Here is a 17604-nt window from a genome sequence, read left to right on the forward strand (position 1 = left end):
GCTTGGTGCCGGGCGGCTGCCCGGCCACGCGCGCGTACGGCCTGACGCCGGGCGGCTGCCCGACCACACGCGCGTACGGCCAGACGCCGGGCCGCTGCCCGGCCATGCGCGCGTACGCCCCGACGCCCGGCCGCTGCCCGGCCACGCGCGCGTACGACCCCACGCCCGGCCGCTGCCGGACACACGCCCGTGGGCGCATGACACCATCGGCTCGTGAGTACGCCCTCCACCGTCGACCGCGCCTTCGCAGCCGCCCTGTACGACACCGCCGACACCGCCCTGGACACCGGCGCCTCGCTGCTCGCGTCGGATCCGGCGGCGGACGCCGAGCTCGCCCGGCGCGGCGAGGAGTTCGTGGCGGCGGCCTGGCGGCGCGGCTGGCAGCCGGCGGACGTCGTACGGATCGTGCGGCGCGAGCTGGAGGAGCCCCACGTACACCTGGCCGCGGCGCTGATCCGCGCCCAGGCGGCGCACGACGGCCCCCGCGGCCCCCGCTGGCGCGCCCAGCTGGACGAGCTGCCCGCTGAGCCCCCGCCCCGCACCGACCGCTTCTCCCACGCCACCGCCGTACTGGAGCTGTACCGGCTGCTGCTGCGGCTGCCCGCCCTCGAACCCCTCGAAGAACCCCTGGGGGAGCCGGCACCGGGCCCGCGGGGGACCGGGTCCCGCATGCTCACCCGCATCCGCGCGCTGCTGGCCAAGGCGGAGGCGACCGGGTTCCCGGAGGAGGCGGAGGCGCTGAGCGCCAAGGCGCAGGAGCTGATGGCCCGGCACAGCGTCGACGAGGCGCTGCTCGCCGCCCGGGCCCCGGCACCGGAGAGCCCGGCCGCCTGCCGGATCGGTGTGGAACCGCCGTACGAGCAGGCCAAGGCGGTCCTGCTGGACGCGGTCGCCACCGCCAACCACTGCCGCGCGGTGTGGAACGAACCCCTCGGCTTCTCCACGATCGTCGGCTTCGCGGCCGACCTGGAGGCCGTCGAACTCCTCTACACCTCGCTGCTCGTGCAGGCCACCACGGCGATGACGCGGGCGGAGGCGGCCCAGCGCGCCGGGGGCCGCAAACGCACCAAGACCTTCCGGCAGTCCTTCCTCGCCGCCTACGCCCACCGGATCGGCACCCGCCTCCGGGCCGCCGCCGAGACCCAGGTGACCGACGAGCTCCTGCCGGTTCTCGCCTCCCGCGACGTCGCCGTCACCGACCGCCTGGAGCGCCTGTTCCCGCAGACCACCACGACCCGGCTGCGCGGTGCGCGGGACGCGGCGGGCTGGACCGAGGGCGCGCGGGCGGCGGACCGCGCCCAGGTCAGGGCCCGCCCGCCGCTCGACTGAGGCGTGCGGGCCGGCGCCGCGTCAGTCGCCCGCGGGCTGGAAGGAGCTCACGGAGGCGTCCGGCTCCCCCGCGCCGCCCTTCAGCGCGACAGCGCCGTACGACCACGACAGGTCGTGCGTGCCGGTGCCGCCGGGCAGCTGGAACCGCGCCGTCCGCACGGCCAGGCTCTTGCTCCCGCCCTCCTCGCCGCGGACGTACGTGATCGTGAAGGCCGTGGAGCCGTCCTTGGCGAGGGTGAGCCGCTGCGCCTTGGCGGCCGGGTCCGCGGGGACGGCGGCCGAGGTGCTCCCGGCGACGAGGTCGACCTTGGGGAAGCCGTCCAGGGTGCAGGGGGCGCCGTGGTTGGTGAGGGTCACGGTGACGGTGCCGGTGTCCCCGGCGGCCGGCGCGGTGCCCGACGCCACCTCCACGCCCAGGCCGTCGACCGAGCAGGCCGAGCCCGCCGCCTTGTCCGTTCCGGTTCCGGAGCTCGCGGCACTGCCCGTGCTGCTGTCCGTGCCCTTGGCGTCGCTGCCCCCGGCGTCGCAGGCGGTGAGCAGGAGGGCGGCGGCCAGGGCGGCGGTGGCGGTGGTGAGGGCGGTCGGAAGGGAGCGCATGGGGATCCTCGGGGGTGTGGACGTCGTAAGCCTGCGATGCCGGGAACGGAGCCCGACGCAAGGATCATCACGCACGAGGGCACGTCCCGGTTGCCACCCCCGCCCGCCGACGCGCCGGACTACGACCCGGGGGGCGCCGTCGGCAGACCGGACGGCAGCTCGCCGCCCTCGGCCTTGGTGTACGTCTCGGTACCGGCGCCGCCCTGCCAGGTCACCTTGAGCGAGGCCTTCGTCACGGAGTCGACCGTGCCGGTCGTCCGGTCCTTGCCGCCCTCCGCGCACTTCAGGTGGATCACCCGCACCCCGGCCTTCTTGCCGGTGGTCCCGCTGCACAGGGTGCCGCCGGTCGCGAAGAGCGCGGCCTGCCGGCCGGTGACGATCAGGGCCACAGCCTTGCCCTTGGTGGTGGCCAGCCAACTGCCCTCCAGCGGCCCGGCCGGGGACGCGCTGGGGTCACCCGTACTGCCCGCGGTGTCCGGGCTGGTCGTCACGGACGGGCGGGGGCCGGCCGTGGAGCCGCCACCGCTGCACGCGGTCAGCACGAGCGCACCGGCCACGGCGAGCGCGGCACACCAGGAGCCGGAGGAACGCGAGAGGAACACCGCAGCCCCCAAGGGATGTGCACCGACCGGACCGCAGCAAGCTACCAGCACGGGTCAAGCCCCCCAGCGGCGTGCGTGGCTTCGCCCCGGGCAGCGGCTCACGCGCTCCCTGCCCGGGGCGAAGCTACGCGTTGTGGGGCCCCTGCCCAGGGGGGCGAAGGGGGCGTGTGTCCCCGCCGGGGGCGTGCGGGGCGCGGGCGGACCGCAGACACTGACCCTCCGCCCTGGCGAGCCGGGTGCCAGTCCGTCACTGAGCCGCGCGGGTCCCGGCTGGTGGGTGTGGGGTACGCGCGCGTGTTCCCCACCGGGGCGATGAACCGCACGCATGCGTCCGAGCCGAAGAGCACACACGCGCGGATCCCCGCCGATGGCGAGACACACACGCGTGGGTCCCGCGCCAGGGCAAAGGCCAGCACGTGCGATCCACCCCCGGCCCCCCACACGGGTGCCGCCGCCGGGCCCCGGCCACCCCCCACGGAGGTGCCGCCGTCGGCCCACGGCCCACACGCGCGTGCCGCCGCCGGGCCCCGGCCACCCCCCACACGGGTGCCGCCGCCGGGCCCCGGCCACCCCCCACGGAGGTGCCGCCGTCGGCCCACGGCCCACACGCGCGTGCCGCCGCCGGGCCTGCTGGCCAACCCCCCACGGGGGTGCCGCCGGGCCTGCCGGCCAACCTCCACACGCGTCCGCCGCCGGGCCCACGGCCCACACGCGCGTGCCGCCGCTGGGCCAACGGCCCCCCACACCGGGTGCCGCCGGGCCCACGGCCCACACGCGCGTGCCGCCGCCGGGCCCACGGCCCCCCCACACCGGGTGCCGCCGGGCCCACGGCCCCCTCACGCGGGTCCCGCCACCGGGCCTACCGGCCAAGCCCCCCAAGCACCCCCACCAGCCACCCCCCACCCACACCCGACCCCGTCCTACCAGGACGACTTCCGCACCCCCGGCAGATACCCCGCATGCGCCTGCTCCCGCAGACTCACCCGGGACAGCCCGAACGCCCGGAAGTACCCGCGCGGGCGCCCGTCCACCTGGTCCCGGTTGCGTACGCGCGTGGCGCTCGCGTCGCGCGGTTGCCTGCGCAGCTCCGCCTGGGCGGCGAGCCGCTCGGCGTCCGTGGAGGACGGCCGGCGGATGATCTCCTTCAGCTCGGCCCGGCGCGCGGCGTACCGCGCGACGATCTCCTGCCGCTTCTCGTTCTTCGCGATCTTGCTCTTCTTCGCCATCAGACCTTCACTCCCCGCGCGCGGATCCGGGCCACGGCCGCCTCGACGCCGATCGCGTCGACGGTCTTGATCGCCCTGGCGCTCAGCCTCAGCCGTACGTACCGCCCCTCGCTCGGCAGCCAGTACCGCTTGGTCTGGATGTTGGGGTCGAAGCGGCGGGAGGTCCGCCGGTGGGAGTGGGAGATCGTGTTGCCGAACGCGGGCTGTGCGCCGGTCAGCATGCAGTGCGCGGACAAGGGGTGATGCACCTCTCTTCGGCAGGTGTGTAAATGGAATTCATTTTCAGTAGCATAGCGGCATGGCACGCAACGAACTCCGCCCGGTCATCAAACTCCGGTCCACCGCCGGAACCGGCTTCACGTACGTCACCCGCAAGAACCGCCGCAACGACCCGGACCGGCTGACCCTGCGCAAGTACGACCCGGTCGTGGGCCGCCACGTCGACTTCCGAGAGGAGCGCTGAGGACCGCCATGCGCCAGGGAATCCACCCGGAGTACGGCCCCGTCGTCTTCCGCGACCGCGCCGCGAACCACGCCTTCCTCACCCGCTCGACCCTCGCCGGGGTGCCCACCGGCAAGACCGTCGAGTGGGAGGACGGCAACACCTACCCGGTCGTCGACGTCGAGATCTCCAACGTCAGCCACCCCTTCTACACCGGCACCGCCCGGGTCCTGGACACCGCCGGCCGCGTGGAGCGCTTCGAGCGCCGCTACGGAAAGAAGGGCTGAGGTGCCCGAGCTCTCCGTCGTGATCGTCGGCGGCCTGCACGCCGACGCCCGCAGGGCGGCCGTCCAGCGGCTGCTCGCCCAGGTGCCCGGCAGCGTCGTCCTCCACCACGACCTGGCGACGGCCGCCGCGGGCACGGTCGTACGCACCGTGAGGGACGCCACCGGCGTGCTCGACACGGGTGAGACGCCCCTGGTCAACGACTGCGCCTGCTGCGCCCTGCGCGAGGACCTGGTCCCGGAGCTGGTGCGGCTGCGGGACGCCGGCGGCACGCGGCTCGCGATCGTCGAGCTGTGGGACTCGGTCGAGCCGAAGGCGATGGCCGAGGTCGTCACCTCCGGCGGGCTCACCGTCACCGGCGTGATCACCGCCGTGGACCCGGCCCTCGTCCTGCCGTACCTCGGCAACGGCGACGACCTCGCGGACGGCGGTCTCGCCGCAGCCGCCACCGACCAGCGCACGGTCGCCGACACCTTCGCGCGCCAGCTGGAGTACGCCCCCGTCCTGGCCGTCGCCGACTCCGAGGAGGCCGACGACGAGGACCGCGAGCTGCTCGCCCAGCTCCACCCGACGGCCCGCCAGGTCCCGATCGGCCACGGTGACCTGGCGGGCGCCGCCCTGGCCGGCTTCGACGTGGAGGCCGCGGCCGCCGCCCAGCACCCGGCCTGCGCCCTGCTGCCCGCCGAGGCCGACGCGCACGGCGTCGCCACCCTCGTCTGGCACCGCCGCCGCCCCTTCCACCCCGAGCGGCTCTACGCGGCCCTGGAGGACCTGACCTGCGCCGCCGCCCGCAGCCGGGGCCGGTTCTGGCTCGCCGACAAGCCCGACACGCTGTTCCACTGGGACGCGGCCGGAGGCGCCCTGTGCGTGGAGAGCGCGGGGCCGTGGCTCGCCGCCCTGCCGGACGCCGCCTGGGAGATGGTCCCGCCGGTGCGCCGCGCCGCCGCCGCGCTCGACTGGCACCCCGAACACGGCGACCGCTGCCAGCACCTGGTCTTCACGTCCCCCGGCCTGGACCGCGACGGACTCCAGCGGCTCCTGGAGTCCTGCCTGCTCACCGACGCCGAGTACGCCGCCGGGCGCGACGCCTGGCAGCGGCTGCCGCACGCCTTCGACACCCTCCTGGAGGTCTGACCCCATGCCCCGCAAGACCGACCGCAAGCCCGCCAGGACGCGGCCCAACCCCCTGGACCAGGCCGGCATCACCTACATCGACTACAAGGACACCGACTTGCTGCGGAAGTTCATCTCCGACCGGGGCAAGATCCGCAGCCGCCGGGTCACCCGCGTGACGTCCCAGCAGCAGCGGCAGCTGGCCAAGGCCATCAAGAACGCCCGGGAGATGGCGCTGCTGCCGTACTCCAGCCGCTGACCCCGCGCCCGCCGCGACCAAGCCCTCCCCGAACAGGTGCCGAAATCCTGGAACGCCTTTCCGGGCGCGGGCGTCCAACAGGCAGAGGGCTTGGTGGAGCGGTCGTCACGGCTGTAACCGCAGGACCACCCCCCGTGCACGTGCATCTGCTCATGCAGCTGCACATGAACAGAGCTATGATCCGGGTCAGTTGACCACTGCATCAATGGCCACACCAGCCAGTGCACCACCGGGGAGCGACCTGTGGACCACGACGTGTACTACAACGGCATGGCGGCCACGAAACTGCACGGCGTCGCCTGGCAGAAGAGCCGGCACAGCAACTCGCAGGGCTCCTGCGTGGAGTTCGCCCGCCTGCCCGGAGGGGACGTGGCCGTGCGCAACTCCCGCTTCCCCGACGGCCCCGCGCTGGTGTACACCCGCGCGGAGATCGAGGCGATGCTGCTCGGCGTCAAGGACGGCGAGTTCGACCACCTGATCGCGGGCTGACACCCGCGGCGGGGCTGACCCGCCGCGCACGGGATGTCGGCCACGCGGCTCAACGCGCGTAGACGCAGGGTGCCGCAACACGCGTAGAAAACCCGCGTGAAAAGGCGCCGCCCCGCCTCACCCGGCGTTGCGCGGCAGCCGGAACAGCGCCCAGACCACCTTGCCGCTGAGCGCGCCCGCGAGCGGGTGCCAGCCCCAGCTGTCGCTGAACGAGTCGACCAGGAACAGTCCCCGCCCCGACTCGGCCGAGAAGTCGTCCGAATCCCGGGCGACGGGGCTGTCGTTGCTGGGATCGCGCACCGCGCACACCAGCCGCTCCGTCCAGCGCATCAGGTGCAGCCGCACCGGCGGGTCCTGCTCCGGCCCGCGCGGGGTGCCGGCCGGCAGCGCGTGCCGCAGGGCGTTGGTGACCAGCTCGGAGACCACCAGGCACACATCGTCGAAACGGTCGCCCAGCTCCCACTGGTCGAGGGTTCTGCGGGTGAACTGCCGGGCCTCGCGCACCGCTTCGTAGCGGGCGGGAAGGGCGCAGGATGCGGCGTCGGACACGGCCGCGGGATCCAGCGGCGGAAGGCCCTGCCGTAAAGGCTCGAGCATGGTCGATCCATTCGTCCCCATGCGAGGCACTCCCGGGAGTTCGCGGCCGAAGCGATGCGGTGGTGCGGGACCATGGTTTCGGATGCGTAGGGCAGATGCAAGGGCAGATGCACGTGCACGTGACCGAAATGGACCTTCCCGTACCGCTTCTTGGCCAATTTTTCCGTCATCTTCCCGACCTGTTCTCGCACTCCTCTCGCCGTTTTCTTGCGTCTGGCGACCCCCTGGCCCGTCCCCGGCCGCACGGACCGGCTGTCTCAATTCCGTTTCCGTAACCGGACGAGTACTGCTCGAAGTGTTTTAGTGGCAGACTTCGGCCCCTGAACACGTTGGGGAGGCTGGCGAACGTGAGCGCGGGAGAGCCGGGATCGGTGGTGCGGCGCATGCTGCTCGGATCACAACTCAGGCGTCTGCGTGAGGCGCGGGGGATCACGCGGGAGGCCGCGGGGTACTCCATCCGCGCCTCGGAGTCGAAGATCAGCCGGATGGAGCTGGGCCGGGTGAGCTTCAAGACGAGGGACGTGGAGGACCTGCTGACGCTGTACGGCATCACGGACGAGCAGGAGCGCGCCTCCCTGCTCTCCCTCGCCAGAGAGGCCAACGTCGCGGGCTGGTGGCACAGTTACTCCGACGTGCTGCCCAGCTGGTTCCCGACGTACGTGGGCCTGGAGGGCGCGGCCTCGCTGATCCGGGCCTACGAGGTGCAGTTCGTGCACGGGCTGCTGCAGACCGAGGAGTACGCGCGGGCGGTCGTGCGGCGCGGGATGAAGGGCGCGAGCGAGGCCGACGTCGAAAAGCGCGTGACGCTGCGCCTGGAGCGGCAGAAGTACCTGGTCGCCGAGAACGCTCCCGAGTTCCACGTCATCCTCGACGAGGCCGCCCTGCGCCGCCCGTACGGCGACCGCGAGGTGATGCGCGGCCAGCTCCAGCACCTGATCGAGATGTCGGAGCGGCCCAACGTGCGGCTGCAGGTCATGCCGTTCAGCTTCGGCGGCCACTCCGGTGAGTCCGGCGCGTTCACCATCCTCAGCTTCCCCGAGTCCGACCTGTCGGACGTGGTCTACCTGGAGCAGCTCACCAGCGCCCTCTACCTCGACAAGGCCGAGGACGTGGCCCAGTACGAGAAGGCGCTCAAGGAGCTCCAGCAGGACAGTCCGGGCCCCTCGGAGAGTCGGGATCTTCTCCGAGGTCTCCTCCAACTCACTTGAAACACAAGTACGATGACGTGTGATCAGACCGTGATGTCGGTCCTCGCTCTGCCGCGGCAGCGTGCCGGATCGCAAGGGATTGAGGGATCACATGTCGTCGTACTTCACCGACCTGGCTCAGCAGTACATCGACGGTGAGTGGCGCCCGGGTACCGGCTCCTGGGACATCATCGACTTCAACCCGTACGACGACGAGAAGCTGGCGTCCATCACCATCGCCACCGTCGACGAGATCGACCAGGCGTACCGGGCGGCCGAGCGGGCGCAGCGGCAGTGGGCGGCGACCAACCCGTACGTCCGCCGGGCGGTGTTCGACAAGGCGCTGCGGCTGATCGAGGAGCGCGAGGCGGAGATCAGCGAGGCGATCATCGCCGAGCTCGGCGGCACCCGTCTGAAGGCCGCCTTCGAACTGCACCTCGCCAAGGAGTTTCTGCGTGAGGCGGTCCACCTCGCGCTCGCCCCCGAGGGCCGGATCATCCCCTCGCCGGTGGACGGCAAGGAGAACCGCGTCTACCGCGTGCCGGTCGGTGTCGTGGGCGTCATCAGCCCGTTCAACTTCCCCTTCCTGCTGTCGATCAAGTCGGTCGCCCCGGCCCTCGCGCTCGGCAACGGCGTGGTCCTCAAGCCGCACCAGAACACGCCGATCGTCGGCGGCTCCCTGGTCGCGAAGATCTTCGAGGACGCGGGGCTGCCCGCCGGCCTGCTGAACGTCGTCATCACCGACATCGCCGAGATAGGCGACGCCTTCCTCGAACACCCGGTCCCGAAGGTGATCTCCTTCACCGGCTCCGACAAGGTCGGCCGCCACGTCGCCACCGTCTGCGCCGCCCACTTCAAGCGCTCGGTGCTCGAACTGGGCGGCAACAGCGCGCTGGTGGTCCTCGACGACGCCGACCTGGACTACGCGGTCGACGCGGCCGTCTTCAGCCGGTACGTCCACCAGGGCCAGGTCTGCATGGCCGCCAACCGCGTCCTGGTGGACCGTGCGGTCGCGGACGCGTTCACCGAGAAGTTCGTCGCCAAGGTGAAGACGCTCAAGGCCGGCGACCCGCGCGACCCGCAGACCGTGATCGGCCCGCTCATCAACTCCTCACAGGCGGACGCCGTCTCGGCCGTCGTCGAGCAGGCGCTCGCCGAGGGCGCCACGGCCCTGGTGCGCGGGGGCCGGACCGACAACCTCCTCGAGCCGTCCGTCCTGACCGGCGTGCCCGCCGGCTCCCCGCTGCTGCGGCAGGAGGTGTTCGGCCCGGTCGCCTTCGTCATCCCCTTCGACGGCGAGGACGAGGCCGTACGCCTGGTCAACGACACCCCGTACGGTCTGAGCGGTGCCGTGCACACCGGGAACGTCGAGCGGGGCGTGGCGTTCGCCAAGCGGATCGACACCGGCATGTTCCACGTGAACGACGGCACCGTGCACGACGAGCCGATCGTCCCCTTCGGCGGCGAGAAGCACTCGGGCATCGGCCGGCTGAACGGCGACACGATGCTGGACTCCTTCACCACGGTGAAGTGGATCTCGGTGCAGCACGGCCGGAGCGGCTTCCCGTTCTAGGGCGGCGGTCCCGGGGCTGCCCGCGGGTCCTACGCTGGCCCCATGTCAGCGATCCGTCTCCTCGTGCTCGGCGCGGTCCGCATGCACGGGCGGGCTCACGGCTACCAGGTGCGCAACGACCTGGAGTACTGGGGCGCGCACGAGTGGTCCACCGCCAAGCCCGGCTCGATCTACCACGCCCTGAAGCAGATGGCGAAGCAGGGGCTGCTGCACGCGCACGAGATCGCCCCGTCCACGGCCGGCGGGCCCCCGCGCACCGAGTACGAGCTGACCGAGAAGGGCACCGAGGAGTACTTCGCCCTGCTCCGCGAGGCGCTGACCACGTACGACCAGCGCGGTGACGTCAAGACGGCGGCCGTCGGCTTCCTCGTCGACCTGCCCAGGTCCGAGGCGGTGACGCTGCTAAAGGAGCGCGTCCGGCGCATCGAGGAGTGGCGGTCGGCGGTCCTGAAGGACTACGTGCCCGAGGACGGGCCCGAACAGCTCGGGCACATCGGGGAGATCATGCACATGTGGGTCCACACGGCCGACTCCGAGGCCGAGTGGACCCGGGGCCTGATCGAGCGGATCGAGGGCGGCGCCTACACCTTCGCCGGCGAGGGCGAGCCGTTCGTCGGCGTCCTGGCCGACGGCCAGGAGAACCCCTACGCGACGGGTGAGCGGCATCCCGGGGACGCGCACTAATCAAGTTTGACGAATGGCGGGCGCGGGGATACCTTCGACGCGGTAGTCAAATTTGACTAACTAGCGAGGGAGTGAGCTGTGGCCGACCCGGCGATCACCGTCGAAGGCGCACGCAAGCACTACGGCGGCAAGAAGAGCACCCCCGCACTGGACGGGCTCGACCTGACGGTCGCGCGCGGCACGGTGCACGGGGTGCTCGGCCCGAACGGCGCGGGCAAGACCACCCTGGTCCGGATCCTGTCCACCCTGCTGCGGCCCGACGCGGGCCGGGTGGAGGTGGCCGGGCACGACGTGGTGCGCGAGGCGTACGCCGTACGGCAGCGCATCGGCCTGCTCGGCCAGCACGCGGCCCTCGACGAGGAGCTCGGCGGCCGGCAGAACCTGGAACTGTTCGGCCGCCTGTACCACCTGGGCGCCCGGCGGGCACGCGCGCGTGCCGCCGAGCTCCTGGAGCGCTTCGGCCTCGCGGACACCGGCCACAAGCCCGTCCGCGCCTACAGCGGCGGCATGCGGCGCCGGCTGGACCTCGCCGCGTCCCTCATCACCGAACCGGAGGTGCTGTTCCTGGACGAGCCGACCACCGGCCTCGACCCCCGCGGCCGCGCCGAGGTGTGGGACTCGGTCCGCTCCCTGGTCGGCGGCGGTACGACGGTCCTGCTCACCACCCAGTATCTGGAGGAGGCCGACCAGCTCGCCGACCGCATCTCGGTCGTCGACGCCGGCCGGGTCATCGCCGACGGCACGGCGGACGAGCTGAAGGCGGCGACCGGCGGCGACCGCATCGACGTGGTGCTCAGGGACGCCGGTCACCTCGGGGCGGCCGTCGCCCTGCTGCCGCTCGACGGGGTCACCGCCGACCCCGACCGCCGCCTCCTCAGCGCCCCGGTCACCGACCGGATGGCAGCGCTCTCCGGGGTCGTACGGGCCCTTCAGGAGGCCGGGATCGAGGCGGAGGACGTCGCCCTGCGCCGCCCGACGCTGGACGAGGTGTTCCTGCACCTCACCGGAGAGGACCACCGAGCGAAGGAGCCCGCACGAGCATGAGCACGCACGCGTACGCGTACGCCCTGACCGACTCCTGGACCATGACCCGCCGCGAACTCGCCCGCTGGGGACGGCGGCCCGCGCAGGTCGTCGTCGGCCTGGTCTTCCCCGTGATGCTGCTGCTGATGTTCGGCTACCTGGTCGGCGGCGGGCGGGGCGTGACCGGCGACTACCTCGACTACCTGGTCCCCGGGATGCTCGCGCTCACCATGGCCTTCGGCCTGGAGGGCACGATGCTCGCCGTCACCCAGGACCTCGGCAAGGGCGTCATCGACCGCTTCCGCTCCATGCCCATGGCCAACGGCGCGGTCCTGGTGGGCCGTTCCGCCGCCGACATGCTCCAGTCGGTGCTGGCCGTGGCCGTTCTCACCGCCGTCGCGTACACCCTGGGCTGGCGCGCGCAGGGCGGCTTCGCGGCCTTCCTGCACGCCGTGGGCCTGCTGCTGCTCTTCAGGTTCGCGATGCTGTGGGTCGGCATCCACCTGGCGCTGGTGGCCGGCCGGCCCGAGCTGGTGCAGGCCGTGCAGATCCTCGTCTGGCCGGTCGGCTTCCTGTCCAACGCCCTGGCGACACCCCGGTCCATGCCCGGCTGGCTGGGCACGATCGTCGAGTGGAACCCGATGTCCCACACGGCCACGGCCGTACGGGAGCTGTTCGGCCCGGCCGGCCACTCCGGGCACGCGGGGGCCGCCGTCCTGTGGCCGTTGGCACTGCTCGCGGTGTTCTTCCCGCTGGCGGTACGGCGGTTCGCGAGGCTGAGCCGTTAGGGCGGGGCACGCGGGGCCGGTGCGGGGTTCGTAGACTCGCGGTGTGGCCTTCATGAGCACCCCGCACTGCTGCTTCCTGTGAGCGGAGCACGCCGAGGGCGGCGCCGGACGGCGTCGCCCTCCTCGGTGTGTCCGTTTCCCACCCCCAGGAGTGCTCGTGCCCGTGTTGCTTCCCCCCGCCCTGCGACCCTTCCTCGACCTGCTGCGCTGCCCGGCGTGCCGCACGCGCCGCCTGCGCGCCGACCGCGGCGCCCTGCGCTGTACGGCCGGCCACACCTTCGACATCGCCCGCCACGGCTACGCCGGCCTGCTGACCGGCACCCGCGCCACCAGCGGTGACGACGCGGCCATGGCCCGCGCCCGGGACCGCTTCCTGGCCACCGGAACCTACGAACCGCTGCGCCGGACCGTCGCCCGCCTCGCGGCCGGCGCCGTGCCCCAGCGCGGCGGCACGGTCCTGGACGCCGGGTGCGGCACGGGCTACTACCTGTCCGGCGTGCTCGACCGGCTGCCCGCCGCCCGCGGCCTGGGGCTGGACACCTCGGTACGCGCCCTGCGCTCGGCGGCCCGCGCCCATGACCGGGCCGCCGCGGCCACCTGGGACGTCTTCCGGCCGTTCCCGCTGGCCGACGCGGTGGCCGACGTCGTGCTGGACGTGTTCGCCCCGCGCAACCCGGCCGAGTTCCACCGTGTGCTGCGCCCGGCGGGCCGGCTGGTCGTGGTCCGTCCCACCGCACGGCACCTGGCCGAGCTGCGCGGCCGGATCCCGGCGATGGTCACCGTCGACCCGCACAAGGAACAGCGCCTGCACCGGGCGCTGGCCCCCTTCTTCCGGGCCGCCGTCACCGAACAGGTCGAGTACCCGGTGTCCCTGACCGGCCCGCAGGTCCGCGACCTGCTGGCGATGACCCCGAGCGCGCACCACGTGACCGGCGCGGACCTGACCGGTGACGGCCTGCTGCCCGGCCGGGTCACCGTCTCCGTCCTGGCCACCGCCTACCGGCCGCACCGTGGCGGGGAGGAAAACGGGCTTGCACCTCACGCGACGTGAGGCCCCACCGTGGAGTGCGTACCGAGAAGGGAGCGGAAGTGAACTACTCCGTGGGACAGGTCGCCGGTTTCGCCGGCGTCACGGTGCGCACGCTGCACCACTACGACGCCATCGGCCTGCTCGTCCCCGGCGAGCGCAGCCACGCGGGCCACCGGCGCTACACCGAGGCCGACCTCGACCGGCTGCAGCAGATCCTGTTCTACCGAGAGCTCGGCTTCCCGCTCGAGGAGGTCGCGGCCCTGCTCGACGATCCGAACGCGGACCCGCGCGCACACCTGCGCCGCCAGCACGACCTGCTGACCGCCCGGATCGAGAAGCTGCAGAAGATGGCCGCGGCCGTGGAGCACGCCATGGAGGCACGCAAGATGGGCATCAACCTCACGCCTGAGGAGAAGTTCGAGGTGTTCGGGGACCATGACCCGGACCAGTACGAGGACGAGGTGCGCGAGCGCTGGGGCGACACGGACGCCTACCGGCAGTCCCAGCAGCGCGCCGCCACCTACACCAAGGAGGACTGGCAGCGCATCCAGCGCGAGGGCGACGAGATCACGCAGCGCTTCGTCGCCCTGATGGAGGCCGGCGAACCCGCCGGCTCCGAGGCCGCCATGGACGCCGCCGAGGAGCACCGCCAGTGGATCTCCCGCAACCACTACGACTGCGGGTACGAGATGCACACCTGCCTCGGCGAGATGTACGTCACCGACGAGCGGTTCACGCGGAACATCGACAAGGCCAGGCCGGGCCTCGCGGCCTACCAGCGCGAGGCGATCCTGGCCAACGCCGCCCGCCACACCTCGTGACCCCTGGCCCGGGAGCCCTGCTCCCGGGCCGGGACCACGGCCGTGCCGCACGCACCGCGCCACGGCCCGTGCCACCGCTGTGCGGGGACCGCACGGCAGGGCTCCCGGCTTTGCCCCAGCGGGGCCACAGGGCATCCTGGGTACCCCCGTGGAACCTGGGAGCCCGTGCCCACGTTGATAATTTGGGCAGCCAGCCCCAGCCCGTCCCCCCAGCAGCAGGAGCCACATCCCCGTGACCACGCTTGCGCTCGGCCCCGAGTGGCTCAGCCCGGACTACCTGATCTCGACGTTCAGCCTCCCCGGCATCCTCCTGATCGTCTTCGCGGAGTCGGGGCTGTTCGCCTTCCTGCCCGGCGACTCCCTGCTGTTCACGGCCGGCCTGTTCGTGGCCGAGGGGAACTACATCAGCCAGCCGCTGTGGCTGGTGTGCGCGCTGATCGTGCTCGCCGCCGTTCTGGGCGACCAAGTCGGCTACATGATCGGCAAGTTCCTCGGACCGAAGCTCTTCAGCCGGCCCAACTCCAAGCTCTTCAAACAGGAGAACCTGGACAAGGCCCACGAGTTCATGGAGAAGTACGGGCCCAAGGCGATCGTCCTGGCCCGCTTCGTGCCGATCGTGCGCACCTTCGCCCCCATCGTGGCGGGCGCCGGCCGCATGAAGTACCGCACGTTCCTCACGTACAACGTCATCGGCGGCGTCGCCTGGGGCACGGGCGTCACCGTCGCGGGCTACTGGCTGGGCCAGATCCACTTCATCAAGAAGAACGTCGAGGCGATCCTGGTGCTGATCGTCCTCGTCTCCGTGGTGCCGATCCTCATCGAGTACCTGCGCGAGCGGGGCAAGAAGAAGCGCGCCGCCGCCCAGGCCCCGGCAGCCGCGCAGCAGCCCCACCCCCCGGTGATGGACGACGCGACCACCCAGCTCCGCCGCATCACCCCCACCCAGCAGCCGCCGCAGCAGCAGCCCCAGCAGCAGCACCCGCAGCAGCAGCACCCCCAGCAGCACCCGTACGGCCACCAGGGCGGCTACGACCAGCAGTACTACGGCCAGTACCCCCAGCACCAGAACCAGTCCCGGCACCCGGACCAGGACCAGGGCTACGGCTACCCGCAGGATCACCCGCAGGACTACCAGCAGGACTACCAGCAGGGCGGCCAGTACCCCCGCAACCCCGGTTACTGAGCCGCGCTAGAACCCCCGGGTCCGCTTCGCCGCCCGCCGCTTCTCCGCGGACCCGATCCGCAGGAACATCCGGGAGATCTCCGAACCGAGGTTGACACCGATCGCGATGGCCATCGCCAGCGCCACCGCCTGGGTGAGGAACACCAGCCCCGTGTCGACCTCGTTCTGCGCCAGCGCCAGCAGCCCGAAGTACGTCGCGGAACCCGGCAGCAGGGGCCCGATCGCCGCCGTGGTGAAGGGCAGTGCCGAGGCGAACCGGTACCGCGACAGCAACTGCCCGAACAGGCCGACGACGCCCGCCGCCACCGCCGTGGAGGCCACCGGCGAGATGTTCCCGGCGTCGTGCATCGCGCCGTACACCACCCAGGCCACACCGCCGTTCAGCGTCACCCACACCACGGTGGACCGCTCCTGCTGCAGCAGCACCGCGAAGGTCAGCGACAGCAGCATCGACGCGCCGATCTGCACGAGCGGCTCGTCGGCGCTGCCGAGCGCCGCGTCCGGGTTGAGCTTGGCGCCCAACTGCACACCGAAGTACAGCACCACCAGCACCCCGGCGACGATGCCCACGACGAAGTACACGACCTCCAGCAGACGTGCCGAGGCCGTGATGTAGAAGCCGGTCAGCCCGTCCTGGACGGCCGCCACCAGGGCCCGCCCGGGCAGCAGCGCGAACAGCCCACCGGTGATCACGGCGGACGCCTTCATCTCCACGTGCGCCAGGGTCAGCGCGACCCCGATCGCGGCCGGCGGCATCGCGGCCACCGTGAACTGGTAGAACTCCGGCAGCCCGCGCCCCGCGCACAGCCACGCCAGCCGGTCGCCGAGCATCGCGCCCAGCATGGCCGCGACGAACACGACCACGTCACCGCCGACCAGCACGGACGCCGCGCCCGCGAGCAGCCCGCTCGCCGTGGTCAGCGCCCAGCCGGGATAGGGGTGCCGGTTGCGGCGGATCTCCGCGAGCCGCCGGTAGGCCTCCTCCAGGGAGACCTGCGTCTCGTCGTCGCTGATGTCGTCCACCAGCCGGAACACGGCCGCCAGCCGCGTGTAGTCGGTGCCCCGGCGGCGCACCGTCCGCGAGGCCGTCACCGGGTCGTCCACCAGGGACGGCTGGTACGAGATCGACAGCAGCGTGAAGGTGACGTTGGGCTCGCACCGGTCCAGGCCGTAGGACCGGCACACGGCGAACATCGCCGCCTCCACGTCCTCGGCGCCCTCCCCGCCCGCCAGCAGCAGTTCGCCGATCCGCAGCGTCAGGTCGAGCACGCGCGGGACCGCGGGCCCCTCGTCCTCGACCTTCTGCACCCGCTCGGGCGCCGGCCGCTCGGCCACCGGCAGCCGCAGCATCGTGCGCATCCGGTCCTGCCAGGGCACGTCCTTGGTCAGGCTGACCACGGGGACACCGCTCGCCGGGGTGAACGCCGGCGGGGCGTTGCGGGCGCTGTACGTGCTCGGCGGGCTGAACGCCGACCCCTCCGGCTCGGCGGCCGGCGGCCCCGGCACGTCGAGCCCCTCGGGGATCGCGAACTCCGACGTCGCCTCGGACTCCGAACCGGCGCGGGGCGGGGCGAGCCCCTCCGGGACGGCGAACTCGGACGTCGTCGACGACTCGCTGTCGGCCGGCGCCGCGATCCCGGCGCGCGGCAGGGGCGGGTAGGTGCTCCTCGCCTCGTCCGACTGCGGCTTGCGGTCCTCCGCGTCCGTCACTGCGTAGCGCTCCCTGTACGACACTGCCCGTAAGCCTCAGTACCCGAAAGAGCCAGTATGCGCACAGACGGACGAACGGGCCGCACGCGTACGCGTGCGACCCGTCCGCACTCCTCAGGCCTCTGGGGTCCGAAGTGACCTGGGGGTCTCAGTGACCGCCCTGCTCCTTGAAGCGCTTGTACGACCGCTCGATCTCGGCCTCGGCGTCCGTGCGGCCCACCCAGTTGGCGCCCTCGACCGACTTGCCCGGCTCCAGGTCCTTGTAGACCTCGAAGAAGTGCTGGATCTCCAGGCGGTCGAACTCGGCGACGTGGTGGATGTCACGCAGGTGCTCCATGCGCGGGTCGGACGCCGGCACGCACAGCACCTTGTCGTCGCCGCCGGCCTCGTCGCGCATCCGGAACATGCCGACGGCGCGGCACTTGACCAGGACGCCCGGGAAGGTGGGCTCGTCCAGGATGACCAGCGCGTCCAGCGGGTCGCCGTCCTCACCGAGGGTGCCCTCGATGAAGCCGTAGTCGGCCGGATAGACCGTCGAGGTGAAGAGGTGCCGGTCCAGGCGGATCCGACCCGTCTCGTGGTCCACCTCGTACTTGTTGCGCGAACCCTTCGGGATCTCGATCGTGACGTCGAACTCCACCGGTGGCTCCTCCATGATCAGCACAT

General features: G+C 72.4%; 22 protein-coding genes. 14 read left to right on the forward strand and 8 right to left on the reverse strand.

The window, feature by feature from the left end:
- The coding region (locus AB0K80_RS11950) for a hypothetical protein (RefSeq protein ID WP_365668407.1) at window positions 1–199 on the reverse strand (199 nt) is incomplete at its 3' end.
- Window positions 200–213: 14 nt separating this feature from the next.
- Here AB0K80_RS11950 and AB0K80_RS11955 point away from each other — a divergent pair.
- On the forward strand, window positions 214–1329 hold the full coding sequence (locus AB0K80_RS11955; RefSeq protein WP_365668408.1) for a DUF2786 domain-containing protein: 1116 nt from the start codon (window positions 214–216) through the stop codon (window positions 1327–1329).
- A 21-nt stretch (window positions 1330–1350) separates the two neighbouring features.
- Here the strand turns inward: AB0K80_RS11955 and AB0K80_RS11960 are convergent, their stop codons facing one another.
- The 4 genes from AB0K80_RS11960 to rpmB form a co-directional block, all read right to left on the reverse strand.
- Window positions 1351–1926 carry a DUF4232 domain-containing protein gene (locus AB0K80_RS11960; protein WP_365668410.1) on the reverse strand — a complete coding sequence of 192 codons (576 nt, stop codon included), beginning with the start codon at window positions 1924–1926 and terminating at the stop codon, window positions 1351–1353.
- 119 nt (window positions 1927–2045) lie between these two features.
- Window positions 2046–2528: a hypothetical protein gene (locus tag AB0K80_RS11965; RefSeq protein WP_365668412.1), complete on the reverse strand. Its 483-nt coding sequence runs from the start codon at window positions 2526–2528 to the stop codon at window positions 2046–2048.
- A gap of 920 nt (window positions 2529–3448) precedes the next feature.
- On the reverse strand, window positions 3449–3754 hold the full coding sequence (gene rpsN / locus AB0K80_RS11970; RefSeq protein WP_365668413.1) for a 30S ribosomal protein S14: 306 nt from the start codon (window positions 3752–3754) through the stop codon (window positions 3449–3451).
- Window positions 3754–3990 (reverse strand): 50S ribosomal protein L28, encoded by a 237-nt coding sequence (gene rpmB / locus AB0K80_RS11975; protein WP_365668415.1) that lies wholly within the window; start codon window positions 3988–3990, stop codon window positions 3754–3756. Before rpmB ends, rpsN begins: the two co-directional genes overlap by 1 nt.
- A 62-nt stretch (window positions 3991–4052) precedes the next feature.
- Here rpmB and rpmG point away from each other — a divergent pair, with 62 nt between their 5' ends.
- The 5 genes from rpmG to AB0K80_RS12000 all read left to right on the forward strand — a co-directional run bounded on the left by rpmG (window position 4053) and on the right by AB0K80_RS12000 (window position 6342).
- Window positions 4053–4217 carry a 50S ribosomal protein L33 gene (gene rpmG, locus AB0K80_RS11980; protein ID WP_033321692.1) on the forward strand — a complete coding sequence of 55 codons (165 nt, stop codon included), beginning with the start codon at window positions 4053–4055 and terminating at the stop codon, window positions 4215–4217.
- A gap of 8 nt (window positions 4218–4225) precedes the next feature.
- Entirely contained in the window at window positions 4226–4483 is a 258-nt protein-coding gene (locus AB0K80_RS11985; RefSeq protein ID WP_365668417.1) for a type B 50S ribosomal protein L31, read from the forward strand.
- Between the two features lies 1 nt (window position 4484).
- The gene (locus AB0K80_RS11990) at window positions 4485–5615 is read left to right on the forward strand and encodes a GTP-binding protein (protein ID WP_365668419.1); all 1131 of its coding nucleotides are present in this window, start codon (window positions 4485–4487) and stop codon (window positions 5613–5615) included.
- A gap of 4 nt (window positions 5616–5619) precedes the next feature.
- Window positions 5620–5853 (forward strand): 30S ribosomal protein S18, encoded by a 234-nt coding sequence (rpsR, locus tag AB0K80_RS11995; RefSeq protein WP_365668421.1) that lies wholly within the window; start codon window positions 5620–5622, stop codon window positions 5851–5853.
- Between the two features lie 270 nt (window positions 5854–6123).
- Window positions 6124–6342, forward strand: a complete 219-nt coding sequence (locus tag AB0K80_RS12000; RefSeq protein ID WP_365668581.1) for a DUF397 domain-containing protein — start codon at window positions 6124–6126, stop codon at window positions 6340–6342.
- Window positions 6343–6459: 117 nt separating this feature from the next.
- Here AB0K80_RS12000 and AB0K80_RS12005 read toward each other — a convergent pair whose 3' ends face one another.
- On the reverse strand, window positions 6460–6960 hold the full coding sequence (locus AB0K80_RS12005; RefSeq protein WP_365668423.1) for an ATP-binding protein: 501 nt from the start codon (window positions 6958–6960) through the stop codon (window positions 6460–6462).
- Window positions 6961–7322: 362 nt separating this feature from the next.
- Between AB0K80_RS12005 and AB0K80_RS12010 the strand changes: the two genes are divergently transcribed.
- From AB0K80_RS12010 to AB0K80_RS12045, 8 genes are all read left to right on the forward strand, one after another.
- The gene (locus AB0K80_RS12010; RefSeq protein ID WP_365668583.1) at window positions 7323–8147 is read left to right on the forward strand and encodes a helix-turn-helix transcriptional regulator; all 825 of its coding nucleotides are present in this window, start codon (window positions 7323–7325) and stop codon (window positions 8145–8147) included.
- A 91-nt stretch (window positions 8148–8238) separates the two neighbouring features.
- Window positions 8239–9699 carry an aldehyde dehydrogenase family protein gene (locus AB0K80_RS12015; RefSeq protein WP_365668425.1) on the forward strand — a complete coding sequence of 487 codons (1461 nt, stop codon included), beginning with the start codon at window positions 8239–8241 and terminating at the stop codon, window positions 9697–9699.
- A gap of 42 nt (window positions 9700–9741) precedes the next feature.
- Complete coding sequence (locus AB0K80_RS12020; RefSeq protein WP_365668434.1) at window positions 9742–10383, forward strand: PadR family transcriptional regulator; 642 nt, start codon at window positions 9742–9744, stop codon at window positions 10381–10383.
- A gap of 78 nt (window positions 10384–10461) precedes the next feature.
- The gene (locus AB0K80_RS12025) at window positions 10462–11427 is read left to right on the forward strand and encodes an ATP-binding cassette domain-containing protein (RefSeq protein WP_365668436.1); all 966 of its coding nucleotides are present in this window, start codon (window positions 10462–10464) and stop codon (window positions 11425–11427) included.
- Complete coding sequence (locus AB0K80_RS12030; RefSeq protein WP_365668438.1) at window positions 11424–12194, forward strand: ABC transporter permease; 771 nt, start codon at window positions 11424–11426, stop codon at window positions 12192–12194. The genes AB0K80_RS12025 and AB0K80_RS12030 overlap by 4 nt, the downstream gene beginning before the upstream one ends.
- Window positions 12195–12351: 157 nt before the next feature.
- Window positions 12352–13245 (forward strand): methyltransferase domain-containing protein, encoded by an 894-nt coding sequence (locus AB0K80_RS12035; protein WP_365668440.1) that lies wholly within the window; start codon window positions 12352–12354, stop codon window positions 13243–13245.
- Window positions 13246–13283: 38 nt separating this feature from the next.
- Window positions 13284–14045, forward strand: coding sequence for a MerR family transcriptional regulator (locus AB0K80_RS12040; protein ID WP_365668442.1), 762 nt, complete (start codon window positions 13284–13286; stop codon window positions 14043–14045).
- Window positions 14046–14277: 232 nt separating this feature from the next.
- Window positions 14278–15228 carry a VTT domain-containing protein gene (locus AB0K80_RS12045; protein ID WP_365668444.1) on the forward strand — a complete coding sequence of 317 codons (951 nt, stop codon included), beginning with the start codon at window positions 14278–14280 and terminating at the stop codon, window positions 15226–15228.
- A gap of 6 nt (window positions 15229–15234) precedes the next feature.
- On the opposite strand, the gene AB0K80_RS12050 is transcribed toward AB0K80_RS12045, so the two are convergent.
- Together AB0K80_RS12050 and AB0K80_RS12055 are read right to left on the reverse strand one after the other, a co-directional pair.
- The gene (locus tag AB0K80_RS12050) at window positions 15235–16938 is read right to left on the reverse strand and encodes a threonine/serine exporter family protein (RefSeq protein ID WP_365668446.1); all 1704 of its coding nucleotides are present in this window, start codon (window positions 16936–16938) and stop codon (window positions 15235–15237) included.
- Window positions 16939–17086: 148 nt separating this feature from the next.
- Complete coding sequence (locus tag AB0K80_RS12055) at window positions 17087–17578, reverse strand: inorganic diphosphatase (RefSeq protein ID WP_365668448.1); 492 nt, start codon at window positions 17576–17578, stop codon at window positions 17087–17089.
- Between the last annotated feature and the right edge of the window lie 26 nt (window positions 17579–17604).

The organism is Streptomyces sp. NPDC052682 (assembly GCF_040678435.1).
Taxonomy (GTDB): domain Bacteria; phylum Actinomycetota; class Actinomycetes; order Streptomycetales; family Streptomycetaceae; genus Streptomyces.